This window comes from Aquimarina algiphila (assembly GCF_947494415.1).
Classification (GTDB): Bacteria; Bacteroidota; Bacteroidia; order Flavobacteriales; family Flavobacteriaceae; genus Aquimarina; species Aquimarina algiphila.
This window is the reverse complement of record NZ_CANLVC010000002.1, coordinates 436,198-458,629: the sequence shown is the minus strand read 5'-3', so window position 1 is coordinate 458,629 and position 22,432 is coordinate 436,198. Positions and strand designations below refer to the sequence as shown.

21 protein-coding genes are annotated in these 22,432 nt (G+C 32.4%); 8 read left to right on the top strand and 13 right to left on the bottom strand.

Translation table 11 applies throughout. The features are described 5' to 3' along the window. Window positions 1-141: 141 nt before the first annotated feature. Window positions 142-1,155, bottom strand: coding sequence for a UDP-N-acetylmuramate dehydrogenase (gene murB, locus PQF96_RS04460; RefSeq protein WP_271765222.1), 1,014 nt, complete (start codon window positions 1,153-1,155; stop codon window positions 142-144). Then, a complete protein-coding gene (locus PQF96_RS04455) occupies window positions 1,145-2,344 on the bottom strand; it encodes a pyridoxal phosphate-dependent aminotransferase (RefSeq protein WP_109438983.1) in 1,200 nt (399 codons plus the stop codon). Before PQF96_RS04455 ends, murB begins: the two co-directional genes overlap by 11 nt. Window positions 2,345-2,450: 106 nt before the next feature. Between PQF96_RS04455 and PQF96_RS04450 the strand changes: the two genes are divergently transcribed. Then, complete coding sequence (locus PQF96_RS04450) at window positions 2,451-3,800, top strand: aspartyl protease family protein (RefSeq protein ID WP_271765221.1); 1,350 nt, start codon at window positions 2,451-2,453, stop codon at window positions 3,798-3,800. Window positions 3,801-3,860: 60 nt separating this feature from the next. Here PQF96_RS04450 and PQF96_RS04445 read toward each other — a convergent pair whose 3' ends face one another. Continuing rightward, window positions 3,861-4,253, bottom strand: coding sequence for a DUF1573 domain-containing protein (locus PQF96_RS04445; protein ID WP_109438981.1), 393 nt, complete (start codon window positions 4,251-4,253; stop codon window positions 3,861-3,863). A gap of 254 nt (window positions 4,254-4,507) precedes the next feature. Here PQF96_RS04445 and PQF96_RS04440 point away from each other — a divergent pair, with 254 nt between their 5' ends. Together PQF96_RS04440 and PQF96_RS04435 are read left to right on the top strand one after the other, a co-directional pair. Continuing rightward, window positions 4,508-7,141: a valine--tRNA ligase gene (locus tag PQF96_RS04440; RefSeq protein WP_271765220.1), complete on the top strand. Its 2,634-nt coding sequence runs from the start codon at window positions 4,508-4,510 to the stop codon at window positions 7,139-7,141. Window positions 7,142-7,375: 234 nt separating this feature from the next. Beyond that, on the top strand, window positions 7,376-8,290 hold the full coding sequence (locus PQF96_RS04435; RefSeq protein WP_271765219.1) for a DUF302 domain-containing protein: 915 nt from the start codon (window positions 7,376-7,378) through the stop codon (window positions 8,288-8,290). On the opposite strand, the gene PQF96_RS04430 is transcribed toward PQF96_RS04435, so the two are convergent. From PQF96_RS04430 to rsfS, 6 genes are all read right to left on the bottom strand, one after another. Further along, window positions 8,291-8,569 carry an acyl-CoA-binding protein gene (locus PQF96_RS04430; protein WP_109438979.1) on the bottom strand — a complete coding sequence of 93 codons (279 nt, stop codon included), beginning with the start codon at window positions 8,567-8,569 and terminating at the stop codon, window positions 8,291-8,293. It abuts the gene before it with no gap. Between the two features lie 2 nt (window positions 8,570-8,571). Next, the gene (locus tag PQF96_RS04425; RefSeq protein ID WP_109438978.1) at window positions 8,572-9,219 is read right to left on the bottom strand and encodes a phosphatidylserine decarboxylase family protein; all 648 of its coding nucleotides are present in this window, start codon (window positions 9,217-9,219) and stop codon (window positions 8,572-8,574) included. Further along, window positions 9,209-10,012, bottom strand: a complete 804-nt coding sequence (locus tag PQF96_RS04420; protein WP_109438977.1) for a phosphatidate cytidylyltransferase — start codon at window positions 10,010-10,012, stop codon at window positions 9,209-9,211. The genes PQF96_RS04425 and PQF96_RS04420 overlap by 11 nt, the downstream gene beginning before the upstream one ends. A 1-nt stretch (window position 10,013) precedes the next feature. Next, window positions 10,014-10,628, bottom strand: a complete 615-nt coding sequence (locus tag PQF96_RS04415) for an LUD domain-containing protein (RefSeq protein ID WP_271765218.1) — start codon at window positions 10,626-10,628, stop codon at window positions 10,014-10,016. 117 nt (window positions 10,629-10,745) lie between these two features. After that, window positions 10,746-12,698, bottom strand: coding sequence for an ATP-dependent zinc metalloprotease FtsH (gene ftsH / locus PQF96_RS04410; protein WP_109438975.1), 1,953 nt, complete (start codon window positions 12,696-12,698; stop codon window positions 10,746-10,748). A 13-nt stretch (window positions 12,699-12,711) separates the two neighbouring features. Next, window positions 12,712-13,083, bottom strand: coding sequence for a ribosome silencing factor (gene rsfS, locus PQF96_RS04405; protein ID WP_109438974.1), 372 nt, complete (start codon window positions 13,081-13,083; stop codon window positions 12,712-12,714). Window positions 13,084-13,173: 90 nt separating this feature from the next. Between rsfS and PQF96_RS04400 the strand changes: the two genes are divergently transcribed. Beyond that, on the top strand, window positions 13,174-13,905 hold the full coding sequence (locus PQF96_RS04400) for a biotin--[acetyl-CoA-carboxylase] ligase (protein WP_271765217.1): 732 nt from the start codon (window positions 13,174-13,176) through the stop codon (window positions 13,903-13,905). Here the strand turns inward: PQF96_RS04400 and PQF96_RS04395 are convergent, their stop codons facing one another. Both PQF96_RS04395 and pyrE read right to left on the bottom strand, forming a co-directional pair. Then, on the bottom strand, window positions 13,906-14,298 hold the full coding sequence (locus PQF96_RS04395) for an SRPBCC family protein (RefSeq protein WP_109438972.1): 393 nt from the start codon (window positions 14,296-14,298) through the stop codon (window positions 13,906-13,908). Window positions 14,299-14,310: 12 nt separating this feature from the next. Continuing rightward, window positions 14,311-14,952 carry an orotate phosphoribosyltransferase gene (gene pyrE / locus PQF96_RS04390; RefSeq protein ID WP_271765216.1) on the bottom strand — a complete coding sequence of 214 codons (642 nt, stop codon included), beginning with the start codon at window positions 14,950-14,952 and terminating at the stop codon, window positions 14,311-14,313. Between the two features lie 8 nt (window positions 14,953-14,960). On the opposite strand from pyrE, the gene PQF96_RS04385 reads away from it, so the two are divergent. The 3 genes from PQF96_RS04385 to PQF96_RS04375 are packed head-to-tail and all read left to right on the top strand — an operon-like array spanning window position 14,961 to window position 17,167. Continuing rightward, a complete protein-coding gene (locus tag PQF96_RS04385) occupies window positions 14,961-15,569 on the top strand; it encodes an NUDIX hydrolase (RefSeq protein ID WP_271765215.1) in 609 nt (202 codons plus the stop codon). A 3-nt stretch (window positions 15,570-15,572) separates the two neighbouring features. Further along, complete coding sequence (locus tag PQF96_RS04380) at window positions 15,573-16,490, top strand: hypothetical protein (protein ID WP_271765214.1); 918 nt, start codon at window positions 15,573-15,575, stop codon at window positions 16,488-16,490. Continuing rightward, entirely contained in the window at window positions 16,487-17,167 is a 681-nt protein-coding gene (locus tag PQF96_RS04375; protein ID WP_271765213.1) for an ABC transporter ATP-binding protein, read from the top strand. The genes PQF96_RS04380 and PQF96_RS04375 overlap by 4 nt, the downstream gene beginning before the upstream one ends. 3 nt (window positions 17,168-17,170) lie before the next feature. Here PQF96_RS04375 and PQF96_RS04370 read toward each other — a convergent pair whose 3' ends face one another. After that, entirely contained in the window at window positions 17,171-18,916 is a 1,746-nt protein-coding gene (locus PQF96_RS04370; RefSeq protein WP_271765212.1) for a M14 family metallopeptidase, read from the bottom strand. A 151-nt stretch (window positions 18,917-19,067) separates the two neighbouring features. Between PQF96_RS04370 and PQF96_RS04365 the strand changes: the two genes are divergently transcribed. Then, window positions 19,068-20,909: a SulP family inorganic anion transporter gene (locus tag PQF96_RS04365; protein ID WP_271765211.1), complete on the top strand. Its 1,842-nt coding sequence runs from the start codon at window positions 19,068-19,070 to the stop codon at window positions 20,907-20,909. A gap of 100 nt (window positions 20,910-21,009) precedes the next feature. On the opposite strand, the gene PQF96_RS04360 is transcribed toward PQF96_RS04365, so the two are convergent. After that, window positions 21,010-22,167, bottom strand: coding sequence for a hypothetical protein (locus tag PQF96_RS04360; RefSeq protein WP_143917570.1), 1,158 nt, complete (start codon window positions 22,165-22,167; stop codon window positions 21,010-21,012). Window positions 22,168-22,432 lie beyond the last annotated feature (265 nt).

Genomic DNA, 22,432 nt, shown 5'->3' with positions numbered 1-22,432 from the left:
ATCAATACCTCATTTCATAATCAAATACATCAAAATAGATCACAAAGATACAAAGAATGTATGGCTAAGCAGGTATTTAATAAATATTTAAGTACAGAATTATTGAACTATAATGTTGTAGATCATAGTTTGATAACACGTTTATATGATATTTACTTCTGTTTCCAAGGTAATATCAAATTTTTGTTTGACCTCTTGTTGAATTCTTGTTGCTATATCAAGAATTTCTTTTCCAGAAGCATTACCATGATTTACAAGTACCAATGCTTGCTTTTCATGAACTCCGGCATCACCCCAACGCTTTCCTTTAAACCCTGATTGTTCAATAAGCCAACCTGCCGGGATTTTAATGTTATTTTCGTCTATGATATATGATGGGATACTTGGATGTACTTTTTGAAGTTTGGTAAAAAGACCTTTAGAAATGACAGGGTTTTTAAAAAAGCTTCCGCTATTTCCTATCTCTGATGGGTCAGGAAGTTTGCTTCGACGTATTTGAATTACTGCTTCAGAAATATTCTTAATTGTAGGGGTTTTGATGTGTTGTTCTTTTAATGCACTTTCTATTGCTCCATAATCAGTATTGAGATTATGATCTTTTTTGGTCAGTTTAAAAGTTACTTTTGTGATAATATATTCTCCTTTTACTTCATTTTTAAAAATAGAATTGCGATACTCAAACTTGCAATCTTTTTTTTGAAAAATTTGTTTTTCCTGGGTTATAATGTTAATAGCCTCGCAGCTAACCATGGTATCCTTTAGTTCGACACCGTATGCGCCAATGTTTTGAATCGGAGCACTACCTACATAACCCGGAATTAGAGATAAATTTTCTAATCCCCCATAATTATTCTGAATGCAATACTGAACAAAATCGTGCCAATTTTCTCCTGCGCAGGCAGAAATTAAAACTGTAGTTTCAGATTCTTCTACTACTTCAATTCCTTTTATCGCTATATGGAGAACTAACGCATCCAGATTTTTTGTTAGCAACATATTGCTCCCTCCACTTAAAATAAAAAGGTTCTTTTTACTATGTTCTGAAAGGATGTACTTAAGTTCGGATTCTGATGTGATTGCAACAAATTCTGATGCAATAGCGTTGATTCCAAATGTGTTATATTCTTTTAGAGATTTTTTGTGCTCAATCTTCATCTGTCTTATATTTTTCTAGAGCTAGCCTTAGAATTTCAATTGCTTTTTTAAGATCTCTTCGGTTAAGTACATAAGCAATTCGTACTTGGTTTTTTCCTTTTTCCGGACTTGAATAAAATCCAGAAGCAGGTGCTAACATAACCGTTTGTTTATCCACATCAAATTTGTCTAAAAGCCACTGAGTAAAATGATCAGCATCTTTAATTGGTAATTCTGCGATGCAATAAAAAGCACCTTTTGGCATAGCTACTTTTACGCCTGGGATTTCTCTAAGTCCAGAAACAAGAGTGTCTCGCCTTAATTTATATTTTGCAATAGTTTCTGTGTAATATGAGTCTGGAGCTTCTAATGCAGCCTCACTGGCAATTTGTGCTAAAGTAGGAGGGCTTAATCGAGCTTGGGCAAATTTCATAGCGGTTTGCATTACGCTTTTGTTTTTGCTTACAATACATCCAATACGAGCTCCACACATACTATAACGTTTTGAGACAGAATCTACAATAATTGCATGTTCATTCAATCCTTTTTCCTGAAGAATAGAATAGTGTTCTGAATCATCATAAACAAATTCTCGATAGACTTCATCAGAGATTAGAAATAAATCATACTTAATTGCTAGTGCTGATAATTGCTTAATCTCTTCCTTACTATACAGATATCCTGTTGGATTACCAGGGTTACATATTAAGATTGCTTTAGTTTTTTTGGTAATAAGTTTTTCGAATTCTTTGATTGAAGGTAATGCAAACCCAGTCTCGATTTTAGAAATTACAGGAACTACGGTTACTGTTGATTGAGTCGAAAAACTATAATAATTAGCATAAAAAGGTTCGGGAACTATAATTTCATCACCTGGATCGGTAATGCTTCCCATGGTAAAGATTAGTGCTTCACTCCCTCCGGTGGTTACCAAAATATCATCAGATGAAATAGTAATATCATGTTTTGCGTAATATCCTGCTAGTTTTTTTCTAAAACTTTCAAAACCGGCAGAATGACTATATGCCAAAATATCTAAATTATGGTTTCGTATCGCGTCCATGGCTTCAATCGGTGTTTTGATATCTGGTTGACCGATATTAAGATGGTATATGTGCTTGCCTTCTTTTACAGCTTTTTCTGCAAAAGGAGCCAATTTTCTAATTGGCGATTCTGGCATAGCTTTGCCTTTATATGATACTATTGGCATCTGATCTAATTTAATAAAATAAAAATAGCCGTAAATTTCTTAAAATATTTAAGATATAACGGTATAATTGATGTGATTTTTCAACTATTTTTCTATATTTAGTGTAATGAAGATTTTATCATTGAATTTTTGCCATTTTCTCAAAAGTAAGGTTTTAGTAGTATTACTATTATTAAATGTTGTTCTTTTTGCTCAAAAGGATTTCAGACTTCCTGTAGGAAAAAAACATAACAAACTTAGATTTGAATTAGCAAATAACCTTATTATCATACCAGTTGTTGTAAATGGAGTTGAACTTTCCTTTATTTTGGATACGGGTGTGGGGTCTACAATTATCTTTAGCGTTGACAATAAAAGCTCGCTTGAACTTAAAGATGCTTCAAAAATTTACCTTAGAGGTTTGGGAGATAATGAGCCGGTAGAAGCTATAAAGTCAATTAATAATGAAGTTAAAATAGGTAAAGCAACGAGTAGAAACCATAAAATTTACTTGGTTTTGGATGAAACCATTAATTTTTCCCCTCGAATGGGGTTTCCTATACATGGTATTATAGGTTATGATCTCTTTAAAGATTTTGTAGTGGAGATCAATTACTCTAAAAGAGTTATAAAAATAAATAAGCCTGAAACCTATGCATATAAAAAATGTGAAAAATGTTACAAGACTAAAATCAAATTCCGTAATAATAGAAAAAGACCATTTGTTACAGCTAAATATAAATCGGATAAAGGATTGATTGATGTTAATCTATTATTGGATTCTGGGTCTGGTTCTTCATTATGGTTATTTGAGAATGAAGAAAATGGTATTCATGTTAGGGGGAATTCATTTAGAGATTTTTTAGGAAAAGGATTTAATGGTGATATATATGGACAAAAAACCAAAATTAAGGAGCTTCGTTTAGGAGATTTTGTGATGAAAGAGATTACAGCTTCCTTTCCGGATTCAATTTATATACAGGGGATATCTCAAAATGATAGACAAGGTTCGTTAGGAGGTAATATTCTGCGAAGGTTCAATTTGATTGTGGATTATCCTGGCGAAAAAATATCTTTTAAAAAAAATGGATATTTCGGAAAGCCTTTTAATTATAACATGAGTGGACTTACAATCCAGCATAGTGGTTTTACTGCCATTAAAGGATATAAAGAAAATAACACAGTTCATCTTGGGTTAAATGAAGTAGTCACAAAAAAGACACTTGAGTTATCTAATGATTTTGTGCTTCTTCCCAGATATGAGATTTCTGATGTTAGAATTAATTCACCTGCCAATCTTGCTGGGTTGCAAAAGGGAGATATTATTTTAGAGGTAAATGGGAAAAAAGCATTTAATTATAAACTTTCAGACCTTAACGAATTGTTCTATTCTGAGGAAGGGAAGAAGATAACGATGAAAATAGAACGGTTAGGAGTGGAGATAAAGTATCATTTTTATCTCAAGAAGGTGATTTAAAAAAAGAAAAAGGGATGTTATCTGATAACATCCCTTTTTTATGATATACTAATAATTATTTTAGTTTTTTTCCAGAACGCTTTTGTCAAGTACTGTTCCTTTAATTTTAATTGCTTTTGTAGCTTCTTCAGCATTAGAGTACACAGTAATTGTTTTACGTATTGGTCCAACTCTTTTAGTGTCATATTTTACTTCAATAACACCTGATTCTCCTGGAGCAATCGGTTTTTCTGGCTTTTTTGGAATTGTGCACCCACAACTAGAATATACTCTAGAAATGATTAAAGGTGATTTTCCTGTGTTCGTAAATTCAAATTGACGAACCCCATCACTACCTTTAGCGATTTCTCCATAATCGACGACTTCTGATTTAAATTTTATTTGTGCCTTATCCTGTGCGTTTAGGGTTATACCCAGAAAACAAACACATAAAATCATCATTATTTTTTTCATAATGTAGGTTTTTATTAAGTGTAAAAGTACTTACTTTTTATTCAACTGCAAAATCACAACTCAAAGAGAGAAGGGACAAATTAAACAGAAAAAGTTAGAGTATAAGGTGAATACTAGGTTATATAGCTTATGTTAAAGTATAATATTTAGTGATTTTTGACCTTAGGTTTTTTTAAATTTTCATATTTCTAACTTCGTACTTCATACTATAATAATTACTTTTGCACTTCTAAATTCAAAAACCAGACCAAAGTATGGCTTTAGCGGAAAAATATGATGCAAAATCGGTAGAAGAGAAATGGTATTCTTACTGGATGGAAAACAATTATTTCCATTCTGAAGTTGATGAAAGAGAGTCATATACTATTGTTATTCCTCCACCAAATGTTACAGGTGTTCTTCATATGGGGCATATGCTCAATAATACTATCCAGGATGTACTTATTAGAAGGGCTCGTCTTAATGGGTATAATGCTTGTTGGGTGCCAGGTACAGATCATGCATCAATTGCTACTGAGGCTAAGGTTGTTGCAAAGTTAAAAGAAGAAGGAATTAACAAAAACGATCTTACACGGGAAGAATTTTTAGGACATGCATGGGAATGGACTCATAAACATGGAGGTATCATTCTAGAGCAACTTAAAAAGTTAGGTGCTTCATGTGATTGGGAACGTACTGCGTTTACAATGGATGAAAATCTCTCTGCTTCTGTGATTAAGGTTTTTGTGGATTTATATAATAAAGGCCTTATTTATAGAGGGTATAGAATGGTAAATTGGGATCCTCAGGCCAAGACTACTTTATCTGATGAAGAAGTGATTTATGAAGAAAAACAAGGTGGGTTATATTATTTAAACTATAAAATTGATGGGAGTGAAGATACACTAACTATTGCTACAACACGTCCCGAAACTATTATGGGAGATACTGCAATTTGTATTAACCCAAATGATGAAAGATTTACACATCTTAAGGGTAAAAAAGCGATTGTGCCTATTGCTAATCGTGTGATTCCAATAATAGAAGATGAGTATGTGGATATGGAATTTGGTACAGGATGCCTGAAAGTGACACCAGCGCATGATCCTAATGATAAGGTTTTAGGAGATAAACATAGTCTTGAAGTTATTGATATTTTTAATGATAATGCGACGTTAAATGCTGCTGGATTACATTATGAAGGAAAAGACCGCTTTGTTGTTCGTAAAGAGATTGTTAAAGAACTCGAGAGTATTGGAGCTTTAGAGAAAACTGAAACTCACCTGAATAAAGTAGGTACTAGTGAGCGAACTAAAGCGGTAATAGAACCAAAATTGAGTGATCAGTGGTTTTTGAAAATGAAAGACCTGGCTCAACCAGCTTTAGATGCTGTGCTGGATAAAGAAGTGAATTTAGTTCCTGAGAAATTTATCAGTACCTATCGTTATTGGATGGAGAATGTTAGAGATTGGAATATCTCACGTCAACTTTGGTGGGGGCATCAAATCCCGGCATATTTTTATGGTCCTGGTAAGGAAGATTTCGTAGTTGCAGAGAGTAGAGAAGAAGCACTTTCTCTTGCACAAGAAAAAACGGGCAATGATTCGTTAAAAGATACAGATCTTACACAAGATCCTGATGCTTTGGATACTTGGTTTTCTTCATGGTTATGGCCAATGAGCGTTTTTAATGGTATTCTAGAACCTGATAATAAAGAAATTAACTATTATTATCCAACTAACGATTTGGTTACTGCTCCAGAGATTTTGTTTTTCTGGGTAGCTCGTATGATCATTGCTGGATATGAATATCGTAAGGAAAAACCATTTACAAATGTATATCTTACTGGGATAGTGCGAGATAAGCAAAGACGTAAGATGTCTAAGTCTTTGGGTAACTCGCCAGACCCACTGGATTTAATCGGTCAATATGGTGCAGATGGTATCAGGGTAGGGATGTTATTAAGTTCACCTGCCGGAAATGATTTAATGTTTGATGAGGATTTGTGCAAACAAGGTAGTGCATTTGTAAATAAAATATTTAATGCTTCCAGGCTCGTTTTGGGGTGGAAGGTAGATACGACAATTGAACAACCAGAGGCTTCAGTTGTGGCTATTAATTGGTATCGTTCAAAATTTCAGAAAGCACTTGTAGAATTAGAAAATAACTATAACAAATATAGGATTAGTGATGCATTAATGACTACTTATAAATTGATATGGGATGATTTCTGTGGTTGGTTTTTAGAAATGGTTAAGCCTTCATATGGTAGTCCAATTGATATTAATACATATCAAGAGGTAATAGCTATATTAGAAGATAATCTTAAGATTTTACACCCTTTTGTGCCTTTTATTTCTGAAGAGATATGGCAACAGATTTCTGACAGAAGTGCTGAAGAGGCTCTAATTATTGCTAGTTGGCCAGAAGAGACATCTGTTAATGAAGATTTAATCAAAGAATTTGAAGTTGCAGGAGATATAATTTCTGGAATCCGTACCATACGTAAGGAGAAAAATATACCGTTTAAAGATACAATAGAGTTATTTGTTCTTAATAGCGAAAAACTAAAAACAACTTTTGATACTGTAATTAGTAAACTTGGAAATCTATCGGGATTAAATTATGTTGAAGAAAAAGTAGAAGGAGCCCTTTCTTTCAGGGTAAAGTCTAATGAGTATTTTATTCCGATTTCTGGAGCGATTGATGTAGAGGAAGAGATTAAAAAGTTAACAGATGAATTGCTGTATACAGAAGGTTTTTTGAAATCTGTACAGAAAAAGTTGCAAAATGAGCGCTTTGTAAATAATGCTCCTGAGCAAGTTATTGCAACAGAGAGAAAGAAAGAAGCTGATGCTGAAGCTAAAATAGCCACCTTAAAGTCAAGTTTGGAAGGGCTTAGAAGTTAATTTCATCTTTTTTTTAATTTTATATAAAGCCTTGATTTATAAAATAATCAAGGTTTTTTTGTGATTTTTATAGAGGAGGTACTCGCTTTATGATGTTAAAAACCTCATTATTTTGTGAAGATTTGTTAATCTTATAATAAATCAGAAAATAAAGAGTACTCTTTATGGTTTTCATTTTATATCAGGCAAAAGCCAATATATCCAAGTATTTGCTAATATTAAAATGAAAAACAAATGAAAAATTGTGTGCTCTATATGTTTCTTTTTTTAGTTTTTATATCTTCTTGTGATGATAATGATGATGTATCTAATCCAGTAAATATTTCTGTGCCAGGGATATCTAATATAGTTAGTGAAACTGGTTTTGCGGTTACTGAAGCTGATATTGTACAAGCTTTAGAAGCAGTAGGACCAATAAATATAGTTGCCCAGGTAGATCATAGAGCAAATGCATTATCAGTGAATAAGGAGTTGGATAGTACAAAAGTCATTATTTTTGGAAATCCTGCCCTTGGAACACCTTTAATGCAGAAAAACCAGTTAGCAGGATTAGATTTGCCTCAAAAACTATTTGTGTTTCGAGATGCGTCAAATAACGTAAGAGTAGCTTTTAATAATACAGATTATCTCCAAAAGAGATATGATCTACAAGATGTAAAATCATTAAACACCATAGCAGAAGCATTAAAGAATTTTGCAACATTAAATAGCAGTGGAGAATTAGAGATAAACAATGCTGAATCTATAGATAAAGAAGAAGGGATTCTTACAAAGATTAGTAATCAAAATTTTGAAGACACATATAATAGTTTGATAGCAGCAATACAAAACAATAGTAATCTAAGATTAGTTGCCGAGGTTAATCATCAAGCTAATGCAGAATCTGTAAATTTAGAATTAAACCCAACTCGGTTGGTAGTTTTTGGTAACCCTAATTTAGGGACACCATTGATGCAAAATGTACAGACAATAGGGATAGATTTACCTCAGAAAATACTAGTTTGGCAAGATAATGATGGTAAAGTAAACATATCGTATAATACTCCTGTTTTTCTACAAGAACGTCATGGGATAAAAGGCAATGAAGATTTATTAACCACTATTTCTAATGCATTGGATGCATTAACAAATACAGCAGCTGGAGTATAGTTATTCCGAATCTGTAATGTATTTATTAACTAATTCGATATATTTTAATTTAGCTTCGTCTGGTGTAAGGCTTTTTACTTGAAAAAGTGCATTTAGTTTAAAAGCGTTTCTCAATTCGCTATCTCCAGAAGGGTTGTAGAATCCAGAGCCTTCAGCATGTATTGCTTGTTTGTAATAAGCATAAAAATGAAGCATAACATCTGGAGGCAATTGTATTTTGGTGTTGCTGGCGCGCTCAAACGCACGCTTGAAATTAATATTTAATTCCTCTTCGGTCATGACTATACATTAGCAATAATGCTCTCTCCTCCTTTAACTTTTTGATCTAGAGTTACATTTATTTCTGTTCCTATCGGTAAAAAGACATCAACTCTAGATCCAAATTTAATAAATCCACTATCAGATCCCTGAACTACTTTTTCTCCTTCTTTTGCATAGTTTACTATCCTTTTGGCTAGTGCACCTGCAATTTGTCTATATAGTACTTCTATACCACTATTTTTTACTACAACCGTTGTTCTTTCATTTTCTTCAGAAGCTTTAGGGTGCCATGCTACAAGATACTTTCCAGGGTGGTACTTGCTTAAAACAACATCTCCATTAATTGGGTGTCTAGTTACATGCACATTTATAGGAGACATAAAGATTGAAACCTGAAGTCTGTTGTCGTTAAAATGTTCTTTTTCAAATACTTCTTCAATTACAACTACTTTTCCGTCAACGGGAGCAACAACGGTATGGTCATCAACTTTTGTTTTTCTTTTAGGGTTTCTGAAAAATTGTAATATTAAAATCAGAAATATTAAAGTAATCGAAAATATGGCAATTTGCCATTCGTCGTTTTGAATAGCGACGTAAGATGCTACATTAATACCAAGAAAAAGCACTAGTGTAACTGAAATTATTTTATATCCTTCTTTATGAAACATGATGTAAGATTTGTAAAAATGCATATAAAAATGGGCTGGCAAATATAACACTATCTAATCGATCATATATGCCACCATGGCCAGGCATTATTGTACCACTATCTTTAACACCTGCTTGTCGTTTAAACTTAGATTGAATAAGATCACCTAATGTGCCAAAAATACTCATAATAATGCTTATAATCAACCAAATGGTAATAGATAACGAATGTGAGAGCACGGCAATTAAATAACCAGCTAATATTGAGAAGATAAAACCTCCAACAAATCCTTCAATTGTTTTTTTAGGAGATATGCGTTCTAACAATTTATGTTTTCCAAAATTTTTCCCAACTAAATATGCAAAAGAATCATTCGTCCAGGTAATCAAAAAAGCACCAGCAATGATTATAGGTTGATATTGACCAGAGTAACTAGGGATAAGAGTTAGAAATATAATAGCTGTTATAAGATAAAAGATACTAGTTCGATATTTTCGTTTTTCGAACATTGGAATAATACGAATGGTAACTAAATCTTTTACCAAAAACAATTCTGTAATGATAGTTAAAACTAAAAAAGGAATAATAACATAAATCTGATCTTGAAATACCTGTAGGATTCCTAAAAAAGTAATGAATATGATATACAATCTTTTGTTTTTGAGATGAATTAGTTTTTGGAATTCATATATAGAAATGATTCCAAAAACAAAAAATACCCCAATAAAAGTATATCTATTGATGAATATTGATATTAGTAATATCGAGACATATAGTAATCCCGACAAAGACCTAGTGAGCAGTTCCTTCATATTATAAATCTTCCAGCAGGAGCAAATATAAATTTTTTGAACTACTTCCGTAGCTTAAGAAATCCTTTTCTTTTTGAGGTTCAAAATCCTTTATCGTAGTAATGTTGGAAGGGATTGAATTTTTGTTTTTACTCTTTATACCTTTTAGTCCTTCCCCGATACTTTTAACTAGTTGACTAGTAGCTGCTAAAATTACAAAATGATCTGGTAGTTCGGTAAGCTTTTTCTCTTTTAGTTGGTTTGATGAGATGAGTATGGCTCCACTATCGGCAATCAAATATTCACAAGTGGCAAAAAAGAAAGAAGATGTAGAAGCGTTTTTTACAAAATTAAGATTAAAACCAGAGAATCTATGTTCTAGTCCCATGTCAAATGAACATACATCTTTTTCGTACCAATCATTTTCCAATAAAATCTTATCAAAAGAGTCTAAAACTTCATTGTTATTATCACAATAAATAAACTTACCACCATTTCTTTTAAAATTGATCATGAAACTTTCGTCAATCGGTAAATCAATTTCCGGCATGTATTTACTGCGATCGTCTATGTGACGTTCTTTACTCTTTTGGTCTGATTTAGATTTTGATGAAAAAATTCTTCTAAATAGACTCATTTTTTGAATTAGGATTGGGAAATTACGGTTTTACATTACATTCAAAGATAAAAAAAATCTTAACCTAATATTCCGTTAGGTTAAGATTTTTCAATTTACAAGTAAAAAATATTATATTTAAGAAGGTTCTATGATGATTTCCTCCTCTTTTTTACCAAAAGGTCGTTCTCCAAAGATTTTTTCTAAGTTATCTTTGAAAATAACTTCTTTTTCAAGAAGTACTTCTGCTAGTTCTGTAAGTTTATCCTTATGTTTTTCTAATAAGTCAATTGCTCTTTGATATTGAACTTCGATAATATTCGAGATTTCTTTATCAATTAGCTCACTGGTTTGTTCACTATACGGTTTTGTGAAATTGTATTCACTTTGCCCAGAAGAATCATAATATGTAAGATTTCCTACCTTATCATTTAGTCCGTAAACTGTAACCATAGCTCTTGCTTGCTTAGTGACTTTTTCAAGATCACTTAATGCACCTGTAGAGATTTCATCAAATATTACTTTCTCGGCAGCACGACCACCTAAAGCGGCACACATTTCATCAAGCATTTGATTAGGCCTTACGATTAGACGCTCTTCTGGTAAATACCATGCGGCACCAAGAGATTGACCTCTAGGAACAATAGTCACTTTTACTAATGGAGCAGCATGTTCTAACATCCAGCTTACGGTTGCATGTCCTGCTTCATGAAAAGCTATAGCTCGTTTTTCCTGAGGAGTAATGATTTTATTCTTTTTTTCTAGTCCGCCTACAATTCTATCAACGGCATCAAGGAAATCTTGTTTTCCAACCGCTTTATTGCCTTTTCTGGCAGCTATTAGAGCAGCTTCATTACATACATTGGCAATATCAGCACCAGAGAAACCAGGAGTTTGCTTCGCCATGAATTCAGTATCTAATTCATTTTCAACTTTTTTCAAAGGTTTTAAATGAACATCAAATATTTCTTTACGCTCACGGATGTCTGGAAGATCGACATATATCTGGCGATCAAAACGACCAGCACGAAGTAATGCTTTATCTAATACATCAGCTCGGTTAGTTGCAGCAATCACAATTACGTTAGTGTTTGTGCCAAAACCATCCATTTCTGTTAATAATTGGTTTAGTGTGTTTTCTCTTTCATCATTAGATCCGGAGAAATTACTTTTTCCTCTGGCTCTACCTACAGCATCAATCTCATCAATAAAAATTATGGCTGGAGACTTTTCTTTTGCCTGCTTAAATAAATCTCGTACACGAGAAGCTCCGACACCTACAAACATTTCAACAAAATCTGATCCTGATAAAGAAAAGAAAGGTACTTTGGCTTCACCAGCAACGGCCTTAGCTAAAAGCGTTTTACCTGTTCCCGGAGGTCCTACCAATAATGCTCCCTTAGGAATTTTCCCACCTAAAGAAGTGTATTTTTCAGGATTTTTAAGGAAATCAACAATTTCTTGAACTTCTTCTTTTGCTCCTTCTAATCCAGCTACGTTTTCAAAAGAAACCTTAACTTCTGTATTTTGATCAAAAAGCTTTGCTTTGGACTTTCCAATATTAAAAATTTGTCCGCCGGCACCTCCTCCAGAACCACCGCTCATTCTTCTCATGATAAATATCCAAACTCCAATAATTAACGCAAAAGGTAATAAGGTAATGAAGATTTCTCCCCATACATTACTTTCTGTATCGTAATTTACTTGTGTAGATAAATTATTTTCCTTCTTTATCGTAGCAATTTTATTTTCAAAATTCTGTAAATCACCAAATTCAAATTGATAATCTGGATCGTTAGGACTAGCAGGTAAAATAGATTTGTTCTGATTTTTTATGTGCTTATCTAATGATTTAGCTTCTCCGGTAAGAAATACCTGAGCTTTACGGCGATTTATAATCACCACTTTTTCTACTTCTCCATTACTCAAAAAATCTTGAAACTCTGATGGGGATGTGCTAGGAGCTGATCCTAACCCACTTCCTCCCATAAAATTCAATACTAAAAATCCAACAATGATTATAGCATAAATCCAATATGCGCTAAATTTTGGTTTTTTATTAAGTTCGGGTTTTTTATTGTCTTTGGCCATTTACGGTTTTCTTTTAATAATTTGTTTGGATAATTGTAGTTTTTGCATCTCCCCAGAGTCCTTCTATATCATAGAATTCTCTTATATGTTTCTGGAAAACATGAACCACTACATTTACATAATCAATTAATACCCATTCTGCATTTTCACTGCCTTCTACATGCCAAGGCTTATCTTTAAGTTCTTTGCTAACTGTTTTTTGGATGGAATTAACAATCGCGTTTACCTGAGTATTGGAGGTTCCATTGCAGATGACAAAGTAATTACAGACTGTATTTTCGATATCTCTAAGATCTAAAATATTAATATCATTACCTTTTACTTCTTCAATACCTTTTAATATTTGAGCAATTAATTGATCGTTACCGATTTCTTTTTTAGTCATGCATTTTTTTAATTTGTGTAAAGTTATTACTTTTTATGATTTTAATGTCTGTATTAGTTAGACATTTGCAAAACTTTTACACCTTATTGTATGCATATAATCAAAGTTGATGCCATTGATTCCACAAATATTTTTCTTAGAGATCTTAATCGTGAAAAACAATTAACCGACTCTGTTTGTGTTATTGCTAGAAAACAACTTACTGGTAAAGGTCAAATGGGTACAACTTGGCAAAGCAACCCGGGAGAAAACCTCACATGTAGTGTGTTTATGCAGATTAAAGGAATAGAGTTAATGGATCAGTTTCATATTTCTATTGCTGTGTCCTTGGCAGTTTATGATACATTAAAAGAGTTTATGATCCCAAAATTATCTATAAAATGGCCTAACGACATTCTGTCAGATAAACAAAAAATATGTGGTATTTTGATAGAAAATGTAGTCAAGAATGGCAGTCTAACGGGAGTAATTATAGGTGTTGGAATTAATATTAATCAAATTAAATTTGATAATCTACCTCTGGCAACGTCACTAAAAATGAGAATGGGACAAAGTTATGATGTGGAGGAAGTTCTAAATTCATTGTTAACCAAAATAGAACTGAGATTCTCAATGTTATCTGTTTCTAATTTTGGAAAATTAAAAAAAGAGTATGAGGGATTGTTGTTTAGAAAAAATAAACCCTCTACATTTTTGGATGTAAAGGGAGAATCTTTTGTTGGAATCATTCAGAGTATTACCAAAGAGGGTAAACTACAAGTTCTATTAGAAGATGAAGTCATCTCTGATTTTGACCTGAAAGAAATTAAACTATTGTATTAATTATAGTTTTCCTATATTTTCGCTAAGGGTATTGATGAAATTTTGAATAGGGTTTTTGATCATCATCGACATCATTGCATTAAATTGCCCATCAAAAGTTAGCTTGGTTGTACTTTTTCCATCTCCAGAATCAATAATATCAGCTGTTAAGGTGAAAGGAAGTTTATCACTTGCAGCTCCTAAAACAACTTTGCTAGGACTTGTATTTTCTTTTTGATCTAAGACTAACTCTGGCATTCCTTTTAATTGAAAAAGAAATCGAGAATCACTTATTTTTTCAAATTTTTGTTTGCTTTCTGGCATTAACTGTTCAAAATTCTCCACTTTGGTCAAAAATTCGAATACATCTTCTGCAGATTTATTTACAGTTACCGTAGGGCTTTCTAAGTTCATAGCATTAAATTATTATATGTTCCACTCTGAAGGATTAGTTCTCCAGCTTTGTAATGTTTGTTGTTGTTCTTTTGTTATGTAATTGGTGTCCAACGCTTGTTCTAGCAGGTTGTCATAATTGCTTAGTGTGTGCAAGGATAATGCGGCTTCTTTAAAGTTTTCTACAGCAATATCAAAACCGTAATTGAAAATAGCAACCATTCCTTTTACATTAGCATTAACTTCTTTAAGTGCTTTTACTGCATTTAAACTACTTTTTCCTGTACTAATTAAATCTTCAACAACTACAACATTTTTATTGGTAGGGATAATACCTTCGATTTGATTTTTTCTTCCATGCTTTTTTGCTTCCGGGCGTACATAGATAAAAGGAAGATCAAGTTGTTGTGCTACTAACATTCCGATACCAATAGCTCCCGTAGCCACTCCGGCAATTACATCAGGTTTGCCATATTCTTGCTCAATGAATCGAGCGAGGTTTTCTCTTAGGTAATTACGAATTTCAGGATATGAAAGCGTAACTCTATTGTCACAATAGATCGGAGATTTCCATCCAGAAGCCCAGGTAAAAGGGTCTTGCGGATTTAATTTAATTGCATTAATTTGCAGTAGTAATTCAGCAGTTTTTTTTGCTGTATCTTTATCAAAAATCATAGTTGCAAATGTATAAAGTTTTTGTGAATAATACACCTATTATTCTATCTACAAAAAAGTCTATAGAGGATTATAAAATGATCCCAATCAAAGAGGCTGACTTTCCAACAATTATAAGAGATATTTTAAAAAAAGAAACTACAAACGAAGGGGCAAAGTATCACCTGTATCATAAAAGAGAAGATAAACTTATAGAGCATTTATATACCAAATTACCCGTTGTTGTTGCGGGAGGGGGAAAGGTATATAACACTGATAAGGACATTTTGTTCATTCGTCGTAATGGAAAATGGGATTTGCCTAAAGGTAAGGCCGAAAAGAATGAAGATATGGAAACTGCTGCAATACGTGAGGTAGAAGAAGAAACAGGAGTGTCTGGATTAGAAATTACTAAATTTTTATATCGAAGCTATCACGTTTTTAAAAGAAGTGGAGAGTTTAGGTTGAAGGTTACGTATTGGTTTGAAATGAAAACAGGATATGATGGGGAACTTATCCCACAAAAAGATGAAGGAATTACTAAAGTGAAATGGAAGGATAGAAAAAAAGCGAGAAAAGCTTTATTGGATTCCTATGCGAATATCAAACAATTATTTTCTCATGATTATTTATCCTGATTAATGAAACTCTATTTTATTTTACTTTTTAAACGGCTTAATCGTCATCTAAAAGATTTTGGAATAGAGCCACTTATAGCATATCTAATCATCCCTGGTTTGTTTTATTGGGGGTCTACAAGTTTTTTTGATAAAGTAATGTATCCAAATTACTTTTATATGTTAATAGGGATAGTGACAGTTTTTATAATACGCTACCCAAAGCATGATGAACTTATCAAGCAACATTTTTTATTGACTGATTTTAAAAGTATTGTGGTAATAAATCATATACTGTTAGCAATACCATTTATTTTGTTTTTGATATTTCGAATGTACTATGAAGAGGCTTTGATAGTTTTTGGAATGACTATTTTCATTTCCTTTATAAAAAAGCCAGGTAAATTTAATTTAACCCTGCCTACACCGTTTTTTAGATGGCCATTTGAGTTTGTTATTGGATTTCGCAAAACATTCTGGATGTTTTTATTGTCCTATGGCATTGCTATTATTTCTATCAATGTTAATAATTTTAATTTAGGCATCTTTTCGATACTATCTATTTTCTTTATATGCTCTATGTATTATTCAAAACCTGATCCTCAGTTTTATATTTGGATTCATGATATGAACCCACAAGGGTTTTTAAAACATAAAATAAGTATAGCATCTAAGTATAGTATTGTATTGACTTTTCCGATTTTTTTGATTTTATCAATATTTTATATAAATCAAATGCATATCGCCTTAATCTTTTCGTTTTTGGGATTGTTATACATGATTATGTATATAGTAATAAAATATGCTTTTCTTAGAGACGGTGTTGGAATGTTTCAGGGGATAATAGGAGTATTGTGTATTTTGTTTCCGCCTGCTATGTTGATAGTTATTCCGTATTTCTATTTTAAAGCGCAACGTAATTTAAATTCCCTTTTGAAATGATATCTATTGATTCTTTATATAAAGCGTACAATAATCACCATGTGCTTAATGACATATGTCTATCTTTTAAAAAAGGAGAGATTCACGGTATTGTTGGAGAAAATGGAGCGGGAAAAACAACGTTATTTCGCTGTATTTCGGGAATGGAAAGCTTTAAAGGAAAAATTGAATATAACAAAGGTGAAATAAAAAAATCGATTGGCTTTTTGCCAACTAATCCTTATTTTTTTTCTAAGATCACCGGGAAAGAATATTTACAGCTGTTGTGTAATGCCAGGAAAATCAAGATAGGAGATTTTAAAGAAAAAAACATTTTTGATTTACCACTTGATAAATATGCAGAGACTTACTCAACAGGAATGAAAAAGAAACTGGCTCTTACAGCAATTCTACTTCAGAATAATGATGTTTTTATTCTCGATGAGCCATTTAATGGAGTTGATATTCATAGTAATATTATAATCAATCAAGTATTATCTAAGTTAAAAGAACTAGATAAAATTATTATACTTTCTTCTCACATTTTTTCGACATTACACCAAACCTGTGATTATTTACATTACCTAAAAAAAGGAAGTATAGAGAGAAGCGTTGATAAAACTAACTTTGATAGCATAGAAAAAGAAATGCAAACTTCTGGTATTGAAGCTAGAATTGATAGATTAAATTTAGAGTAGGATTTATTTTAAAATTCTGTAAATAGGATACCGTAAGTGTGCCTTTTCATAATGATTAGAATGTTTGTGTATCCAGTCCAGTTGTGCATACCAATTATTAGCAAAAGCAGTATCTTTTTTCTTTTCTTCAAATGCTATTTTTAAATTTTCGTCTTTTTCTAATATTTCAAAAGCTTTGTCTTCCCAAACATAAGGTGAGAATCCTTCTTTTTGTTGCAGAATGGTATCGAAGAAATTCCAATTAAAGAATGAGTCAGAAGCTTCAGGCTCTAAAGTTTCTATAATATACCTAAATCCTTTTTGGTTTGTTGGGATTATAATATCTCCTTTAGCAAAGGTTATGGATTCTAATTTTTTATTTACTGAAGTTTGATAATGAAGATAATGCCCTTCATAAGGAGCTTTTCGAGTTTTATAATCCTTAATAAAATAGGTTTCTACTGCAATGATTGAATCTTTTTTCAGCACCTCAAATTCAATTTGATTTAATTTTAATAAATCAACCACTTTCCACCATCCTTTTGGTATTACATAAGCGTTAGGGACTTTGATTGATGTGATGGCTTTAAAATAATTCTGATAGCTAATTTCTCTTTGATATGGTTTATTTTGATCATATTTTAATCGTTTTGCTCCTGTAACTTTACTAGTTACAAATTCACCTTCATATCCTTTAAAATTAAATTTTGTGATTTGTGTAGTATCTACTTTCCAATTCACAGGGTATTCTTTTTGTTCGGTTTGTTTATTGAAGGTTGTCTCTCGTAAAGAACGAATTTTACTTCCGTCTCTCTCGGTGATTTCAATCATCGATTTCATAAGCTCATATGTTCCTTCAACTCTTTTTTTATAAGATTTTAGCATGTGAGTTTCTACCATCATTCCCAGAGTATTCCAAAGTGTTGTGTATCCAGTAGAATATCTTGGAGAGTCAAGAAATTGAGTCCAGCCTTTGTCAGGTGTAGTTCCCCAAACATTTACATAGGGCGTGATATCCCAGTTTTTCTTTTTTAGTAAAGATTCTAATTGTGGATGCATTTCTTGATGTAAGTAATCGCCTAATTCATTACCCAGCTTATTATGTTGAGTAAAAAGGTGAGTAAGAGTATATTGGTAATCAGCCCCATTACTCACATGATTATCTATAAAAACGTCTGGTTGTACTGCATGAAATACTTCTGCAAAAGCACGGGCATTTTTTGTGTCATTCTTTATAAAATCACGATTTAGATCATAATTACGTGCATTTCCTCTAAAACCATAAGCTTCAGGGCCATTTTGATTCGTTCGTGTTCCAGAGTTTCGATTTAAGGCTCCTCCAATATTATATACTGGAATTGTCACTAATACGGTATTTGCCGGAGGTTTGATTTTACCTTCAGCAATATCTCTATACAATAACATAGTAGCATCTATACCATCACTTTCACCAGGATGAATTCCGTTATTAATAAGTATAATTCGTTTGGCTTTTCGAATCTCGTTAAAATCGAAAGTAGTATCAGGATTTAGTGTAATTATATGCAAAGGATTTCCGCTGTCGGTCATTCCGATTTCCTCGATATTAACAGAAGAATATGTGTCTGCTAAATGCTGATAGTATGTTATAACCTCCGGATATATGGCAGTTTTGTTCCCGTTACTTTTCTCAAAAGTAGTTGTGAAATTGAAATCTTTGGTATCAGATTTCTCTTTATGGGTACATGAAATGATAGCTAAGAAACCTAGAATAAAAGTAATTTTTTGCATATATGATGTGTGTAAAGATCAAATATACTAAGATTTCGAATTTTATAATCTTCTATAACGTTTTAGTTAGATTTAGTGATTGTAATAGAATTCTATTTTACTTGTGAAGCCACAAAATAACTGTATTTTTGCAGCCTGAAATACCATAACTATGACTGAGTTTGTTAGAAAAAGAGTGGCTAATGCCAAAAATGATATTTTATCGGGATTAACAGTTGCTTTAGCTTTAGTTCCGGAAGCGGTTGCTTTTGCCTTTGTAGCTGGTGTTGATCCATTAGTAGGGTTATATGCTGCATTTATGATTGGATTTATAACATCTATTTTTGGAGGACGTCCAGGGATGATTTCTGGAGCTACTGGAGCATTAGCAGTAGTAATGGTAAGCTTGGTAGCAGAAGGAAACGCTATGGGTGATCCAGGAGAAGAACTAGGGTTATATTATTTATTTGCAACTGTAATTCTTATGGGAGTAATACAAATGCTAGCTGGTGTTTTTAAGCTAGGTAAGTTTGTACGTTTGATTCCGCATCCCGTAATGATGGGATTTGTAAATGGTCTGGCAATCGTGATTTTCCTTTCTCAATTAGGGATGTTTAAAGAAGGTGAGAAAGACGTTTTTGGGAATGATAAATATAAAACAGAATCGGTAGAGAAAAAATTTGAAATTAGAGACGATAACAAGGTCTATGATGTGACTACAGATAGAGCAGTATTCAATTTTGATAGTAATCGATTAGAAGAAATCAATTCTAATGAAGGAAAATACATGGTGTATGAAGGGCAGGTTTTTGATTTAATTACAAAAGAAGTTACTTTTAATTTTGAAGACAATGCTATATATAGCATTAATAAAAAAGGTAAGGTAAAGTCTTGGATACCAACAAATGAATTGTTATTAATGTTAAGTTTGGTGTTGCTCACCATGTTAATCATGTGGGGATTGCCAAAATTAACGAATAAACTTCCAGAAGCCCTGCTTGCTATTGTAGTGGTATCTGCAATTGTAATTCTGGGAAAACTTGATGTCGCTACCGTAGGTAGTTTTATTAGAGATGGTGGAGGAGAAGGTTTAAAAGGAGGATTACCAAAGTTCCAGTTCGATATTTTTAGTAAAATACCTATGAACTGGGAGACTTTTAAATTTATTGGTCCTTATGCTTTGATTCTTGCGGCCATTGGATTAATAGAATCTTTAATGACATTAAATCTTATCGATGAATTGACCGAGACTCGTGGTAATTCTAATAGAGAGTGTTTAGCTCAAGGAGGTGCGAATATCATAACTGGACTTTTTGGTGGAATGGGTGGTTGTGCAATGATTGGTCAATCCATTATTAATATTAAAGGTGGTGGTCGAACAAGGCTTTCTGGAATTGTTGCAGCTGTGACATTGTTATTATTTATATTATTTGCTTCAGGACTTATAGAACAAGTTCCTATTGCTGCTTTAGTTGGTGTAATGTTTATGGTAGTAATAGGTACATTTGCTTGGTCTAGTTTTAGAATTCTAAATAAGATTCCTTTGGCAGATGCCATTGTGTTAATAGCAGTTTCTTCACTAACGGTTTTCTTTGACCTGGCAGTTGCTGTAATTGCTGGAGTAATTATGTCTGCCTTAGTATTTGCCTGGGAAAACGCAAGGCGAATTAGAGCTAGAAAACATGTTCGAGAAGATGGAACCAAAATCTATGAAATATGGGGCCCTCTTTTCTTTGGTAGTATACAAGCATTTAATAATAAGTTTGATGTAGCTAATGATCCTGAGTATATAGAAATTGATTTTATAGAATCACGAGTTAGCGATCACTCAGCATTAGAAGCTATTTTTAATCTTGTAGGAAAATATGAAGAAGCTGGTAAGAGGGTTAAAATTAAGCACCTTAGCGAAGAGTGCCAAGCGCTTATGATTAAAGCTTCTCCCAGATTGGCTAGTGTTATAGAGCATGATATTGACGATCCAAGATATCATGTTATGGCAAAAGCTATGAAATAAAACAAAAAGTGATTTAATAAAAAACCGGGATAAGATTTTAAATCTTATCCCGGTTTTTTTATTGTAAGTTCCTTATAATTAGGAAAACTTATTACACTGATTAATTACTACTAGTAATTTGAGCCTTACTATCTAAATAAATGTTAGCTCCTGTAAGCTTATCTATTTCAAAACTATAAGAAGTTGTAGGAGTGTCAAATTGCTGAGAATAGTTATTAGGAGTATTAAATCTAGAAATACCATAACTAAAACTTAACTCACACATTTCATACCCAGTACTTAGTTGATACTCTATTTTTAACTTAGTTTCACTGATAGAAGAAATATTGATATGTCCAACTTCTTCACTATTGGTAATATCACATCCCTCAGGACTTGTGATTAATTCTACATCAACACCAGCTTCACCTCTACGATCAAGGAAAGAATATGCAAAGAATGTATTAAGATTACCATTTTCACAGATTCCGCAATCTTCATGATATCCATAAACTTCTGTACAATCAGCTTTACATGTTTGCTTGCAATACTCAAATGATCTTATCCAATCACCATAGTAAACACAACCATAGTAATGATTATAATAAGTATATTCTTGATCTAAAGTTTGGTCATAAGCAAACGAAGTATAGAAACAATTACTTTTCTTACTGTATATTTTAGAATAGGCTACTATCTCGAAGCAATCTAATTCTATTGAAGATAATGGAATAACATAAGTAGCTTCTTTCATCCCCCCAAAATAGTATGGAAAAGCTTTGTAGTTAAATTTACGTAGGTTAGGAAAACCATTAGAATAAAAAGGAATATTTTGTTTTGCCCCAATATATAGATATACTTTTTTCATAAGGTAATTGCTATTAGCCTTAAAGGTTAAGTATAAATTTTCCTCATCATTAGATACGTTAACGTTACCAACTTCTATTTTTCTAGACCCTACCAATAATGGCATAGTTGTCGTTTGACCACATGCTTCTAAATCTGCAGGAGTTACATCTGACGGAGTAAGTAATTTATATCTACGGTGACCGTAAGTTTTTGAGTTATTTTCTGTTAAAGAAGGTGCTTCCTCTTCTTCTAATTGTACTTCATCTTCTATTCCTTCTGATCCATCATTTTCAATAAAATCAGGCTCTAATGTAACTTTTTCAGATTCCACAATTCCATTTTCAACGATTTCATTTTCATCTTTGCTACAAGAAGCAAAAATTAAAAATAAAGCAATAAAAGAATACCCCAATAAGTACTTTTGTTTCATAATAAGTGATTTTGATTAATTTATATTTTACTAATTTACTTTTGGGCAAAGTTAACAAGAATTTATTATTGAAGTCACCAAAAAGTTTAATAAAAATCAACGTATAAGCTTGGTTTTCAGCGTATAAGATTATTCTTACAGACAATGATCAGTTTTATGCTTAAAGGCAAATAAAGCTGTTAGGAGATCGGAAAACATTGCACAGGTATGGGGAAATTTCCCACATAAAAACATACTCGATTTTCAATTCTCAATGAAACACAAA